Below are 13,338 nucleotides of genomic sequence, written 5' to 3'. Positions count from 1 at the left end.
AACTGAGGATCAGAAAGCTTGTTTGAATCGATGTATTTCATCCGCAGATTATGCACGAATGCTAAGAAATCCGGAGTGCAAATATTAACCAAAAAGAAGATCGTTTTTTGATTTATGAAAGAGATCTACTTCTTACTGAAGTCGGTTTGTGATTAATACTTAATTCACAATATTGTGAAATACATTGCTCATCATAGGCTCTACTGATTTAAAGTTAAGTAACTCGGAAGAATTTTAATTTTTTTATCTTTGTGCAACAAAGTCTACAGAACTCATTCGGACTATTTTTATTTTTTATCATAAGCACACCTTTCTTGTATTAAAAAAAATTTTTCTCTCGAATTGAAATATACATATAATAAAAACAACCACCAAAATAAAAAATAATAAAAATCAATTTCATATAATTTTCTTTTTTATATTTTTCATTAAAATATTTTTCATCATAAGTAATTTCAGAACTTTTTATATAAAAAGCAAATTTTCTTGAAAAAAAATTACTTTCTACGTATTTAACATATACCTCTAGATTAGTTTCATTACTAAATGGACAACCTAACTCTGTAATTGAGCACTCAACTAAAACCAATATATTTGAATTTTTTTTCCTTAAAGTTAAACTTTCATATGATGAAGGCTCAATCCAACTATCTCTCCCGGTCAAACTACCCATTTTCCTTGTTCTATTTTTTGTTTCTTCAATAATATAATAACCCTCAATAATACCTCTATTTTTTAAATAATAATTTGGATTTTTATATAAAACTGATAAAATTGAATATACAATAAAAATCAACATCAGAAATATAATTAAATAAAATTCAAAAAATTTATTTTTCATATAAGCAACAAGAGAGCATAACACCGCCAAACTAAACAACATCAAATAAGTAAAAAAACTATCAAAGAAAAACAAGCAAAATACAATCTGAAAAATAAAAAAAAATATGATTTTTTTTATTTATTAATAAATCTTTCATACCACTGCGCCTTCACATACACAAAATTGATAACATAGTCAGATTCATGTAGGAGATGTTGTATGCGCTTAATGCCTTTACCAAATAAAATCTTAAAGTGTGGCAAATTGACATTAGATCTGTCGACCCCACATGTGATGGGGATTTTAAATGTGACACCAGATTCATTTAGTGATGGCGGGCAACACAATGGTAAAGATGAAGCGGTAGCACGTGCAAAGCAAATGATTGCCGAAGGGGCAACAGTCATTGATGTAGGGGGCGAATCAACCCGACCAGGTGCATCTGTAGTTGCTATCGAAGAAGAAATCCGACGCGTGGTACCAGTAGTAGAGGAATTAGCAAAATTAGGTGTGGTGATCTCAATTGATACCTCTTCACCAGAAGTGATATCTGCAGCTGTAAACGCTGGAGCACATATTTGGAATGATGTACGTGCCTTAACTCGTCCACAAGCATTAGAAACTGCAGCCCGCTTAGACATACCCGTGATTATTATGCACATGCGTGGTGAGCCAACCACGATGAATCATTTGGATCAATATAATGATGTAACTATGGATGTCATGGCGGAAATCTCACAGCGTGTACAGGATGCTTTAGATGCTGGTGTAAAAGCTGAAAATATCATGATTGATCCGGGTTTTGGTTTTGCTAAAAATGCGCAGCAAAACTTAAAGCTTTTACAGCAATTCTATCAATTGAATGACATGGGCTATCCGATCCTGTCTGCATTATCACGTAAGCGTTTTATCGGTGAAGCACTTGGCGGTGCAGATGCACAAAATCGCGCTGTAGGCTCGGTTGCAGCGCATCTACTCAGCATTCAACAAGGTGCATGTATGGTTCGCGCACATGACGTCAAAGCGACGGTAGATGCGATACGTGTTTGGCAAGCCATGCAGAATGCAGTGTGATTTGAAAATACTGAATCCCAATAAATTTGGTGAATTGTAGTATTTGTGTTATATAAGCGCCCTGAATGTTTTGTGATAGAGTTTCGTATGTTTGCAGATTTACTGCTACCCATGTTTGATGATGAATATTACCCAGATGTGTTGGTTGCAGAGGTGAAGTTATTGGTTGTTCAATTTGCGAAGAAAATTGCAAAAGCAGATTTAAGTTCAACTGATATCTACCATTTTGCCAATGAAACGGTTGCACAGCTCAATAAGATGAAACCTCAGTTTGAAGATTTGGACTCTTCACTTGATGATACGGCTGCTGATTATATTGCAGAAGCCATGATGATGGTGCTGCAAGATGAAGGCCATATGGATATTGAAATGGAAGAGTTGGTTGCTAACCGAGAATGGTAATTGAACTTTAAAAAAAGCCCTGTAGTGACAGGGCTTTTTTGTGTTTAGGGATTTAAAAAAGTCATTGAGCATTGTTTAAAAAATCTTTAAATGATGATTTGATCGATGCTGATAGTTTTTGTTCTTCTTGCATAGCTTGTAAGTGTAGGGTGTAGAAATACAATTGATGTTCTTTTTGTTTTAAAGATTGTTGATAAGACCAAAATGCCAGTTGGCGAAGCTTTTGTAGTTTTACTCGTTCAATGGCGCTGCTTTCAGGTTTATAAAATAATTCAGTAAATACACATAAAAACAGGCTGAAAAAAAGTCCACAGAGACTGATGAGGTTTAATACATCTGTTTGTAGATACTTAAAGTTTATAGCGAGGATAAGTGTGAATCCGCCAAGGAGATACAGTTGTATTTGCAGACGCGGAACTGCGGACTTACTGCTAAAACGTGCTTGATAATGTGCATACCAGACATAGCAATAGATCCATGGAAGAATAATCAATAAACCAAGATTAAACGCCATTTTGGGGTCGTGTATTGAAAGTGCCGTTGAAAGCATATGACCAAGTACAGCGCTGCTAAGGGGGATAGAAAGTATCAGGCAAAAGCTAAAGATTAAAACAGGTGCAGTGGGTGTGAGATTGATAATTTTAAAATGTGCAAACAGCAGCCGTTGATAAAAGGCATCGGGATGCTTGAGTTGTAGTGCGGGGAGATTAAAATCTGAAGGTGTCGGCATCGAATAATAATAGATTTCTAAATTTTAGGCATAAAAAAACCAGCAAATTGCTGGATCTTTTATTGCACCAATCTTAGAAGTATAAGAATGGTGCCCGAGGCCAGACTCGAACTGGCACGCTTTGTGGGCGGGGGATTTTAAATCCCCTGTGTCTACCGATTTCACCACTCGGGCATGTGCGCAATAATAGAGGACGAAATGAAGCTTGGCAAGAGTATTTGATGGTGTTTGTTTTAAAATCAATCAATTCATGCATATAAGTTGAAAATATTCAAAAATAGCGATGTATTGAATGACTTTTTGAGCAGTGATTTAAAGTTTTTTGCACTATATCAATGCCAGCTTATTTCATTAACTCATCAAGATAATGTTCAACATTTTGGTGCTTTAGCTTTTTACATAGCTGATTTTCCTGATGCAGCATTTGTATGTGCAAATTTTGGAACAGGGTAAAGCGCTCAGATAACTGTTTATGATGTGCTTGATTCGGATTACTGAGCGACAAACGTAATTTTGCTTTAAGCATTTGTTTATACGACCAATATGCAATACGACGTGTCTCTTGCAGAAAATAGTATTCTTGGGTGTTACTTCCACCTTTGAAAAGATTTTCTTTATAAAAACGCACAAAGCCGAAACTCATGGCGAAAAAGAACAATACAGATTGAACAAAGGTGCTTTGTAAAAAGGCGATATTGAGTAATTGTAATAAAATCACGATCGCAAGTCTGAACGGCGTATTTTTCAAACTTTGATACAGGGACATTGAACTGTGCTTGATTTGCTTGATGACTAAGGGCACAACCAGCATGAAAAACAGCATAATACTTAGTACAGCAATACCATGAGCGCGAAACTCACTCATTTCTGGAAAATACAGTTGCACTGCATGTCCAATACTCATGCTCAAAGAAATAAAAATCATCGCCGCCAAAACCCAAGGAATAAGTTCTTTGAGTTCGTCTAAAATGCCTTGAGTTTTCAGTTGGCTATAAAATAAATAATTATGTTTAAAGGCTGCTGGATATTGCTGTTTCAGTTGTTGAAGGTAAAGCGCAGCCTGTTTCTTTTGAGCCATATTGTGACGTTAGTATTAAAGCGTGAAAGTAATATAGTTGATTTCGATATTTTTGACAGAATTTTTTTCTAAATCATGTTGTATATCTGAACATTATAAGAGAAATCACAATTTCTATAGTGAAGGTCGCAGTTTTCATCCTTCTTTTATGCGAAAATACATACTTATTGAATATTAAGTTTTTATAGGCAGTTTATGACTGATCATTCTCCTGAAACATTAAGCGATATCGAAATTCTAGACATTCTTCAGTCGATGAAATCAGATGTTTTAAATACTGAAGCAAATGAAGTGATTCGTAGTGGGGGAAAAGCTGGTCGTCAAGAAGCACACAAACAAGCTTTGGTAAAATTAAATCAAGCATTTGAAGATAAATTTGTTGAAGCTGTGACTTTAGCTTTAGGCTTAAATGAAGGCCAAAGTAAAAAAATCCGCTACAAAAAAGACCGTATCCGTATTTTGAAAGTTCGTGGTATCGATTATTTAGCGATTGATGGTGCTGAAACTGCACAAGTATTGTCGCAAGTTGCACAAGCGATTGTACGTGAAGACGCAACGGTGACTCATGACCTGCATAACATTTTTCCATTTTGGAAAGAAGGCTGGCCAATGGTTCAATTCGACAATGTTTATAAAATTTTAGAAGATGACATTCGTATTCATTATGAAGCAGTTCTAGAAGCATTAATTTCAAAGCATTAATCACTACAAATGAACCTGTGAGTGTAAAACACTGGCTAGTTCAGTATTGTTAAGCATAAAAAAGCACCTGATGGTGCTTTTTTATCTTTAAAATTTTAAGTTAAGCTCGAATAAAAGGGAAACATTCCAAAGATCAGACCTGCTGCTAACATGACAAAACACGTGATTACAGCCCAGATAATGGTAAATTTCTGATGTTGTCCAAACTCGATACCCGCAAGTCCACAGAGTAAATAGGTCGAAGGGACAAGTGGAGAGAGTAGGTGTACAGGTTGCCCTACGATGGAGGCACGTGCCATTTCTACAGGTGCAATTCCATAATGAGCTGCTGCATCTGAAAGAATTGGCAAAACCCCAAAATAGAAAGCATCATTCGACATAAAGAAAGTCATCGGCATACTGATGACAGCGGTAATCGGTGCTAAATAGGGGCCCATACTTTCAGGGATAATTGCCACAAGTTGTTTGGACATGGCTTCTACCATGCCTGTTCCAGCTAAAATTCCGGTAAAAATACCTGCAGCAAAAATGATGCCGACCACGTTTAAAGCACTACCTGCATGATGTGCGATTAACTTTTTCTGCAAGTCGACATTTTTGTAGTTGACGACTAGCGCAATACATAAAGCCACCATGAATAAAATAGGCATAGGTAAAATACTAAAAACCAGACAAATCATCAGAACGACGGTTAACAGTGCATTAAACCAACGTAGATCTGCGCGGTTGGCATCTGGATTATCTGAGATTTGAATGTTTTCACCATGGCTGATATCCAATTGGACAATTCCTAGACGCTTTCTTTCCATGCGACCATACATCGTTCCTAAGAAGTACAACCAGCCGATGGCAAATAACATCGGTAAAACCATCGGAACAAATACATCACTTGGGTCGACATGAAGCGCGCTGGCGGCGCGGGCAGTAGGCCCACCCCATGGCGTAAGGTTCATAATGCCGCTAGAGAGCATAATCAACATGCCATAATCAATGGGCTCATACCTAAGCGCTTATAGAGTGGCAGCATGGCAGCAACACAGATCATATAGGTTGTAGAACCATCTCCATCCAAAGAGACAATTAACGTCAGGGTAATGGTTCCAAGAACGACTTTTAAGGGATCACCTTTGACCATTTTTAAAATAAATTTCACCTAAGGGTCGAACAAACCTGTATCAATCATGATGGCAAAATACAGAATCGCAAAAAGCAGCATGATGCCAGTCGGTGCAAGTTTTTTTACACCTTCAATCATCATGTCGCCAATTTCATTTATTTGTATGTGTGACAAGCTGTCAAAATAAAAACCAAGTAACCACGCAATCAAGGCAAAAAGTAGGGGAATTAAAGTCAGTGCAACAAGTGGGCTTAAGCGTTTCGACATGATCAAATACATAAAGCACAAGATCATGCCCAAACCGAGTACGGTTAACATGGTTCATTCCTTTGAAATATAAAGCTGTTTTTTAAATCCAAGGGCAGAGCATAAAGAGAAATTTCATCAGTCAAAACAAAGGTGAGAAAATGTGAAATACATCACTATTTTAATAAGAAATAGTCATTAATAATGAAGGTATTAAGGAAGGGTGGTTTTTCGATTTATTTTAATTTTTATTCAAAAAATGTGGTCTGTTTACATTTATTCAACATCAGTAGAGAACTGTAAGTGCTGTGCAGATACAGTTTGATTACAACAAATGCGCTTAAGCAAAAATAGACAATAGGGTCCGAATCGGCCAACTAAAAAATCGGAACCAAAATATTAAGGGATTATAAAAAAACAGACCAAACCGCATGGTTTCGTCATAGCGTTGTCGACCGCGTTCATAGGGATAAGGCGTTAAAAACCACGCAGTGGCGATCAGTGTAACACCGACCAATAGAAATAAAGGTTGAGGATGAGCTTTAAAAAAATAATAGATCAGATAAGCCCCAGTATAAAAACTAAAGCAAGTCAAAATCGCTTTAAGTGAAAAAGACATCTTCGTATTCCATCGTATTTATATTTTATTGTTTTAGAAAAAAGAAGAATCGAATTAATCCGATTCTTCTGGTGTATCAAGTTCAGTTTCAGCCTGTTGTAAGCGGGTCACTAATAATTGGTCAATTTTAAAGTGGTCTACATCCACAACTTCAAATTTGTAGCCATGATAAGTAACAAAGTCAGCTGGACGTGGAATTTTACGCAGTTTAAACATCATAAAGCCCGCAAGGGTTTCATAGTTTTCTTCATCGGGCATTTCATCTAAAGCGAGGGCATGCTTTAAATCTTCAATTGGTGTACTGCCATCGATAAGCCAAGAATCCGCATCACGTTTAATAATTTGTTGTTCTGCTTCAATCGGTGTTACCCAGTCGCCCATCACGGTAATCATAATGTCGGAGAGGGTAATAACGCCGACAACCAACGCATATTCGTTAATTACAACGGCAAATTTTTCTTTGGTTGAACGGAAACGATCGAGTAATTCGGACAGTGTTAAAGTATCTGGAATCGTGAGGACATTACGAATGGTATTTTCGTTGAGCTGTAAAAGTGACTGATTGTTGAGGATTCGAACCAAAATATCTTTGGCATCTACATAGCCAATTACGTCATCAATATTTTCACTACAGACCAAAAACTTCGAATACGGAAATTCAGCGAGTTTTTGACGAATACTGGCTTCTGATTCTTTGAGGGTAAAGTACACCACGTTTTCACGTGTAGTCATACTTGAAGGGACGTTACGTTCTTCAAGTTCAAATACGTTTTCAATAAAGTGGTGTTCTTGTTTTTGAAGTACACCAGCTTGAGCACCGGCATCCATCACGGCTGAAATATCATCAAAGGTAATATTGTCATCACGTGTTGTATTCACTTTGAATAAACGAAACAACAAATTGGCAATGGCATTAATCACCCATGCCATTGGCTTACACACCTTAATAAAGATTTGAATTGGGTCAACAACAGCAACGGCAATTTTTTCAGGTGCGATCATCGCCAAACGTTTTGGCATTAAATCAGCAAATAGAATGAATAAGGAGGTGACTAAAGTAAACGACAGGGTGAAACCAATGGTTTCAGTCCACGGGCCCTGATAAAAACGGGTCACTAAGGTAATGAAATAGGGGCGAAATGCACCTTCACCCAAAATACCACCAAGAATTGCCACGGCATTTAAGCCAATTTGTGATGCGGCGAAAAAGTCTGCTGAGTTGGCTTGTAAGTCAAGCACACGTTGTGCACGTGAATCTCCAGATTCAGCCAAAATTTTAAGTTTTACTTTTCGTGCACCCGCGAGGGCAATTTCTGTTAAGGAAAGAAAACCTGCACCGACGATCAGGAGAATAATAATGACAATATTTTGGAAAAGGCTCACGAATACACCTGTTTGTGATTCATTCTATTTTTCTGTATTTCTAACACAAAAATGGGCAAGGTAGTAGTCTTAACTACTACCTATATGGTGACAGTATACGTTTGAATTAATAAGGAATTAAAGAATTAATTACTGATACTGTGAAAACTGAGAGTTATTCATTAAGTATTCGCGATTTTCTTCTTCAATCATTTGACGTGCAACATACAAAATCAGTTGACGTAACCAGCGATGAGCAGGGTGATGATGAAGTAAAGGACACCACGCCATTTTTAATTCAAATTCAGGAATATAGAATGGTGGATCGCGAAGTAATAGGTTTTGACTTTTGGCTTGAAGGCGAGCGATACGGCTTGGCAGAGTCGCAACCAAATCAACATTCGAGGCCAATAAGCCAGGCATTTGATAATGACGAGTAAAAACTGAAATTTTACGTTTTTGGCCAATACGTTCTAGAGCCTGATCAATCCAACCTAGACCCGCTTGTTTTTCAGGATTGACACCAAAACCGACACCCATACCTGTTTTAGATACCCAAATGTGTTGTGCATCTAGATAGCTTTTCAGGTTTAAATTATTTGCAGCAGGGTGCTTGGCATTTAAAAGGCATGAAAAACTGTCACGCCAGACCAAAACTTGGTGGAAACTTTGCGGAATTTCATTAAAGCGGTTAATCGCCAAGTCGACTTTACCTTGTTCCATATCTCGATAAGACACATCACTAGGCGTTAAAAAATCGAGAACCACATTGGGTGCTTCTGAGCGCAAAGCTTTTACTAGGCGCGGCACCAGTGTTGCTTCAGCATAATCTGAAGTCATGATGCGGAAGACACGATTTGAGGTGTAAGGTCGGAACTCGGTACGAGGTTCCAAAATCATCGAAAGGTCAGAGAGAGCATCACGGATACGTGGCTGTAATTCAAGCGCACGTTCTGTAGGTGTCATACCTTCTGAAGAACGAATAAGAAGTGGATCATTAAATAAGTTGCGTAAACGACGTAAAATATTACTCATCGCAGGCTGAGTTACACCCAGTTGCTCGGCAGCACGAGTCACGTTTTTTTCACGAAGAAGTACATCAAGATAAATTAATAGATTGAGATCGACCCGCTCCAGATTCATAAAATAAATACCGACAATAAAATCATGAAATTTATCTGATTATGCCATAACTACTAAGGCTTGTGTAAAAAATGGATGAAAAAATGACGTGTACTTTTGTACTAAAATTCGGCAGTTTTAAGACAAATTTGCTGAAGTGCCAGCACATATTTCTTAAATACTTATTATCTGTTTAGACCGATATTTTTAAGTGAGTGAAATAAAAATACGGAGCAATTTTGTTTATGCGATGTGATGTTCATAAAACAAAAAAATTAGATGAAATATCTCATTTACATGATCATTTGAAGACAGAATAACCAAGTATTTAGTTTGGTGAATTTGGGCAAAAATGGCGTAAAAAATGCTGTTTTTTTTAAAAGTGAATGCTCAGTCGACTTAAGTCTAATGAAGAATAATTCATCAAAATGTTTGAAAAATAGACAAAAAAATTAGCAAAATATTTTAATAAAAGTATTTAAATACAAATACTTATAAATGTTGGTTAATTATTATAATACGACTTTAATCTACATATTTTTTAAATAAATACTGAAAATTAATGCAGAATATTGGATTAATTTTTTTAGTCAATCTACTCTGTGTCTATCGCAACGAAGTGTTCTAAATCTGAACAATCATTCGAGGGTATGATTTTAGCCTTACGTTGCAGAAAAATCCTAATATTATTACAGGAACATATCATGTCTACATACTTAACAGCGATTGATGCAATCCGTGAATTAAAAGCAAAATTCGGAAGCACTTGGCGCGATATTAGCCCAGAAGATGCTGCACGTATGCAAATGCAAAACCGTTTCAAAACTGGTTTAGACATTGCGAAATATACAGCTGCTATTATGCGTCGTGATATGGCTGCTTATGATGCTGATTCTAGCAAATACACTCAATCATTAGGTTGCTGGCACGGTTTCATCGCACAACAAAAAATGATTGCGAACAAAAAATACTTCGGTACAACTGAACGTCGCTATATCTACCTTTCAGGTTGGATGGTTGCAGCTCTTCGTTCAGAATTCGGTCCACTTCCTGACCAATCTATGCACGAAAAAACTTCAGTACCTGCATTGATCGAAGAAATCTACACTTTCCTACGTCAAGCTGACGCGAAAGAATTAAACGACTTGTTCCGTGCGCTTAAAAAAGCAAACGAAGCTGGTGATACTGCTAAAGCTGCTGAAATCACTGCTCAAATCGACGGTTTCCAAACTCACGTTGTGCCAATTATTGCTGACATCGACGCTGGTTTCGGTAACGAAGAAGCGACTTACTTACTAGCTAAGAAAATGATCGAAGCGGGTGCTTGTGCACTTCAAATCGAAAACCAAGTATCTGACGCTAAACAATGTGGTCACCAAGCTGGTAAAGTTACAGTTCCACACGAAGACTTCATCGCGAAAATCCACGCTCTTCGCTATGCATTCTTAGAAATGGGTCTTGATGACGGTATCATCGTTGCTCGTACTGACTCTGAAGGCGCTGACTTGACTCAAAAAATCCCAGTGGTTAAAGAGCCAGGCGACATCGCTTCTCAATACATCAGCTACTTAGACACAACTGAAATTGACATTTCAGAAGCTCAAGAAGACGAAATCCTAATCAAGCGTAACGGTAAACTTCACCGTCCAAAACGTCTTGCTTCTGGCTTGTATCAGTTCCGTCCAGACACGCAAATCGACCGCGTTGTACTTGACTGTGTATCTAGCCTTCAAAATGGTGCTGACCTTCTTTGGATCGAAACTGCGACTCCAAACGTTGAAGAAATTGCTCACATGGTTAACCGTGTTAAAGAAACAGTTCCAAATGCGAAACTTGTTTATAACAACTCGCCTTCATTCAACTGGACTTTAAACTTCCGTCAACAAGCTTACGACCGTTGGGTTGCTGAAGGTAAAGACGTTTCTGCTTACGACCGTGCTAAACTAATGAGCGCTGAATACGATAACTCTGAATTAGCTGCTGAAGCTGACGAAAAAGTTCGTACGTTCCAAGCTGATGCTTCTCGTGAAGCGGGCGTGTTCCATCACTTGATCACACTTCCGACTTACCATACAGCTGCTCTTTCTACTCACGAGCTTGCTCAAGGTTACTTCGGCGACCAAGGTATGCTTGCTTATGTAGCTGGCGTTCAACGTAAAGAAATCCGCGGTACGATTTCTTGTGTTAAACACCAAGCAATGGCTGGTTCTGACATCGGTGACGACCACAAAGAAATCTTCGCTGGTGACAACGCGCTTAAAGCGGGTGACGATGCGAAAAACACAATGAACCAATTCGCTGCTCACTAAGCATTGAACTGATTCGAAAAAAAGCCCAGCGAAAGCTGGGTTTTTTTATGGCTTTAAAATCTTCTTAAATCCATTTATTAAAGTGTGTCGATATAAAAAAGCAGGGCATAACCCTGCAAATAGAGTGAGGCAGCCTTTATTTAAGGCAAAAGGATAATTAACCAAGTAAAAAAAATAATTGCTAAAGCGACAAATTGAGCTGCACTTCCCATATCTTTGGCAATTTTAGAAAGTGGATGCTTGTCTAAAGATACCCGGTCGACAACGGCTTCAATGGCAGAATTGAATAACTCAACAATCAAGGCAAATAAACACACCACCACCATAAGCGCATGTTCAGCACGACTGACATCGAGAAAACAACAGGTGGGAATAAGCACCATATTCATCCAGACAATTTGTCGAAATGCAGCTTCATTTTGATAAGCAGCTTTGAATCCATCGAGGGAATATTGCGTTGCATTTAAAATTCGTTTAAGTCCAGATTTACCTTTAAACGGGGAAATTTCACTCATAGTACTGTACAGACGTATAGATTTAAAAACTGGCGAAAATATAGCATGCCAAGCTTAAAGTTTTCTTGCATTCAGTTTTTATTTTATTGGGCATTAAAGTTTAGGATGATTTACATAAGCCTATATCAAGTTAGTGCTATGTTTATCCAGTATTGGACTTAAAATTTGCCTGAATTTCAGGCACAATACAGGCGTTTAAAATTTTTAATTTTGAAGCCTTTGCTTCATTGCATGAAATAATAAAAGTGATATAGGTCAACAATGAAAAACTTTAGTTTTGCTGTGCTTGCAGCGACACTTTTAACCAGCCAGTTTGTCAGTGCAGAGCCGGCAGTTATTCAAACGGAAATCAAAACGAATGTGACTCAGCCCATGGGATTTTATCCTTTCCAAGTGGGTGCATATAAAGTCATTGCTTTAAAAGATGGGACACTCGAATTAAGTCCTGATTTGTTTAAACAAAATTTAACTCCAGAAGAAGTCAGTGCCTTATTTCAAAAGCTTGCGGTTGATCAGAGCAAAGGCATACAAACCAGTGTCAATGCCTATCTGATTGATGATGGACAAGGTGGCATCAGTCTTGTTGATAGTGGTGCAGCCAGTTGTTTTGGTCCGAACTTAGGATCTATTGCACAAAATATTGAAGCAGCTGGCTATAAGCTTAATCGCGTACGCAGTGTTTTCTTAACCCATTTACATCCTGATCATGCATGTGGCATTGCGAAACAAGGTAAGGCTGTGTTTCCAAATGCAACGATCTACGTCAATGAACAAGAAAGTCAGTATTGGTTAAGTGAAAGCACCGTCGACACTTTAGCTGCTGAAAAGCGTGAAGGTTATTTAGCAACTGTTGCGAAAATTAAAGCTGCGATTGCGCCTTATCAAACCATGCGGAGTTTTAAGACTTTTAGCGTTGGTTCGGTGATTAATGGATTAGAAGTACTACCGAGTATTGGACATACACCGGGGCATTATTCTTTTATCTTAAAATCGCAAGCTAAAAGTTTTGCTATCCTCGGCGATGTGGTTCATTCCTATCATTTACAGTTTGAACAACCCAAATTATCTGTCGATTTTGATGTCGATCCGGTCAAAGCCAGTGAAACTCGTTTAGCAATTTTTAAACGTTTTGCTCAAGAGCAAACCTTTGTTGCATTTGCACATTTACCATTTCCCGGTATTGGTAAAATAAGTGAAATGAATGATGGTCAGTTCCGTTGGAACCCGCTAAATTTAGCT

Annotated in this window: 12 protein-coding genes, 1 tRNA gene and 1 pseudogene; 5 read left to right on the top strand and 9 right to left on the bottom strand. The window is 37.8% G+C overall.

Features of this window, described 5'->3' with window-relative positions; all coding sequences use genetic code 11:
* Nucleotides 1-319 precede the first annotated feature (319 nt).
* The gene (locus FTU64_RS04125; RefSeq protein WP_180059274.1) at nt 320-841 is read right to left on the bottom strand and encodes a hypothetical protein; all 522 of its coding nucleotides are present in this window, start codon (nt 839-841) and stop codon (nt 320-322) included.
* Between the two features lie 201 nt (nt 842-1,042).
* Here FTU64_RS04125 and folP point away from each other — a divergent pair, with 201 nt between their 5' ends.
* Together folP and FTU64_RS04115 are read left to right on the top strand one after the other, a co-directional pair.
* Complete coding sequence (folP, locus tag FTU64_RS04120) at nt 1,043-1,897, top strand: dihydropteroate synthase (protein ID WP_218950836.1); 855 nt, start codon at nt 1,043-1,045, stop codon at nt 1,895-1,897.
* 87 nt (nt 1,898-1,984) lie between these two features.
* The gene (locus FTU64_RS04115; RefSeq protein WP_078191338.1) at nt 1,985-2,299 is read left to right on the top strand and encodes a DUF5713 family protein; all 315 of its coding nucleotides are present in this window, start codon (nt 1,985-1,987) and stop codon (nt 2,297-2,299) included.
* Between the two features lie 61 nt (nt 2,300-2,360).
* On the opposite strand, the gene FTU64_RS04110 is transcribed toward FTU64_RS04115, so the two are convergent.
* The 3 genes from FTU64_RS04110 to FTU64_RS04100 all read right to left on the bottom strand — a co-directional run bounded on the left by FTU64_RS04110 (nt 2,361) and on the right by FTU64_RS04100 (nt 4,107).
* On the bottom strand, nt 2,361-3,029 hold the full coding sequence (locus FTU64_RS04110; protein ID WP_180059273.1) for a hypothetical protein: 669 nt from the start codon (nt 3,027-3,029) through the stop codon (nt 2,361-2,363).
* 88 nt (nt 3,030-3,117) lie between these two features.
* Nucleotides 3,118-3,203: transfer RNA gene (locus FTU64_RS04105), tRNA-Leu, on the bottom strand.
* Nucleotides 3,204-3,372: 169 nt separating this feature from the next.
* Entirely contained in the window at nt 3,373-4,107 is a 735-nt protein-coding gene (locus FTU64_RS04100) for a hypothetical protein (RefSeq protein WP_180059272.1), read from the bottom strand.
* 195 nt (nt 4,108-4,302) lie between these two features.
* Here FTU64_RS04100 and FTU64_RS04095 point away from each other — a divergent pair, with 195 nt between their 5' ends.
* On the top strand, nt 4,303-4,809 hold the full coding sequence (locus FTU64_RS04095) for a hypothetical protein (protein ID WP_078191335.1): 507 nt from the start codon (nt 4,303-4,305) through the stop codon (nt 4,807-4,809).
* A 95-nt stretch (nt 4,810-4,904) separates the two neighbouring features.
* Here FTU64_RS04095 and FTU64_RS04090 read toward each other — a convergent pair.
* The 4 genes and pseudogenes from FTU64_RS04090 to FTU64_RS04075 form a co-directional block, all read right to left on the bottom strand.
* Nucleotides 4,905-6,244 (bottom strand): annotated as a pseudogene (locus FTU64_RS04090) (CitMHS family transporter).
* 268 nt (nt 6,245-6,512) lie between these two features.
* Nucleotides 6,513-6,791, bottom strand: coding sequence for a hypothetical protein (locus FTU64_RS04085; RefSeq protein ID WP_180003383.1), 279 nt, complete (start codon nt 6,789-6,791; stop codon nt 6,513-6,515).
* 54 nt (nt 6,792-6,845) lie between these two features.
* Nucleotides 6,846-8,174, bottom strand: a complete 1,329-nt coding sequence (locus tag FTU64_RS04080) for a hemolysin family protein (RefSeq protein WP_078191332.1) — start codon at nt 8,172-8,174, stop codon at nt 6,846-6,848.
* A 129-nt stretch (nt 8,175-8,303) separates the two neighbouring features.
* Nucleotides 8,304-9,296 (bottom strand): LysR family transcriptional regulator, encoded by a 993-nt coding sequence (locus tag FTU64_RS04075; RefSeq protein WP_078191331.1) that lies wholly within the window; start codon nt 9,294-9,296, stop codon nt 8,304-8,306.
* 683 nt (nt 9,297-9,979) lie between these two features.
* Here FTU64_RS04075 and FTU64_RS04070 point away from each other — a divergent pair.
* Entirely contained in the window at nt 9,980-11,584 is a 1,605-nt protein-coding gene (locus tag FTU64_RS04070) for an isocitrate lyase (protein WP_168378085.1), read from the top strand.
* Nucleotides 11,585-11,724: 140 nt separating this feature from the next.
* Here FTU64_RS04070 and FTU64_RS04065 read toward each other — a convergent pair whose 3' ends face one another.
* Nucleotides 11,725-12,099 (bottom strand): diacylglycerol kinase, encoded by a 375-nt coding sequence (locus FTU64_RS04065; protein WP_180055750.1) that lies wholly within the window; start codon nt 12,097-12,099, stop codon nt 11,725-11,727.
* Between the two features lie 261 nt (nt 12,100-12,360).
* On the opposite strand from FTU64_RS04065, the gene FTU64_RS04060 reads away from it, so the two are divergent.
* Nucleotides 12,361-13,338: MBL fold metallo-hydrolase (locus FTU64_RS04060; protein ID WP_218950835.1), on the top strand; the 978-nt coding region annotated here is incomplete at its 3' end.

The sequence above is a fragment of the Acinetobacter sp. YH12128 genome (assembly GCF_013418655.1).
GTDB lineage: Bacteria > Pseudomonadota > Gammaproteobacteria > Pseudomonadales > Moraxellaceae > Acinetobacter > Acinetobacter amyesii.
Note: the sequence above shows the minus strand (reverse complement) of the source record. Positions and strands in the feature narration are given on the sequence as shown.

Excerpts from the sequence above, each read along its gene's own strand:
- FTU64_RS04125 (WP_180059274.1), bottom strand. The coding sequence starts at position 841 with ATGAAAAATAAATTTTTTGAATTTTATTTAATTATATTTCTGATGTTG.
- folP (WP_218950836.1), top strand. The coding sequence starts at position 1,043 with ATGCGCTTAATGCCTTTACCAAATAAAATCTTAAAGTGTGGCAAATTG.
- FTU64_RS04115 (WP_078191338.1), top strand. The coding sequence starts at position 1,985 with ATGTTTGCAGATTTACTGCTACCCATGTTTGATGATGAATATTACCCA.
- FTU64_RS04110 (WP_180059273.1), bottom strand. The coding sequence starts at position 3,029 with ATGCCGACACCTTCAGATTTTAATCTCCCCGCACTACAACTCAAGCAT.
- FTU64_RS04100 (WP_180059272.1), bottom strand. The coding sequence starts at position 4,107 with ATGGCTCAAAAGAAACAGGCTGCGCTTTACCTTCAACAACTGAAACAG.
- FTU64_RS04095 (WP_078191335.1), top strand. The coding sequence starts at position 4,303 with ATGACTGATCATTCTCCTGAAACATTAAGCGATATCGAAATTCTAGAC.
- FTU64_RS04085 (WP_180003383.1), bottom strand. The coding sequence starts at position 6,791 with ATGTCTTTTTCACTTAAAGCGATTTTGACTTGCTTTAGTTTTTATACT.
- FTU64_RS04075 (WP_078191331.1), bottom strand. The coding sequence starts at position 9,296 with ATGAATCTGGAGCGGGTCGATCTCAATCTATTAATTTATCTTGATGTA.
- FTU64_RS04070 (WP_168378085.1), top strand. The coding sequence starts at position 9,980 with ATGTCTACATACTTAACAGCGATTGATGCAATCCGTGAATTAAAAGCA.
- FTU64_RS04065 (WP_180055750.1), bottom strand. The coding sequence starts at position 12,099 with ATGAGTGAAATTTCCCCGTTTAAAGGTAAATCTGGACTTAAACGAATT.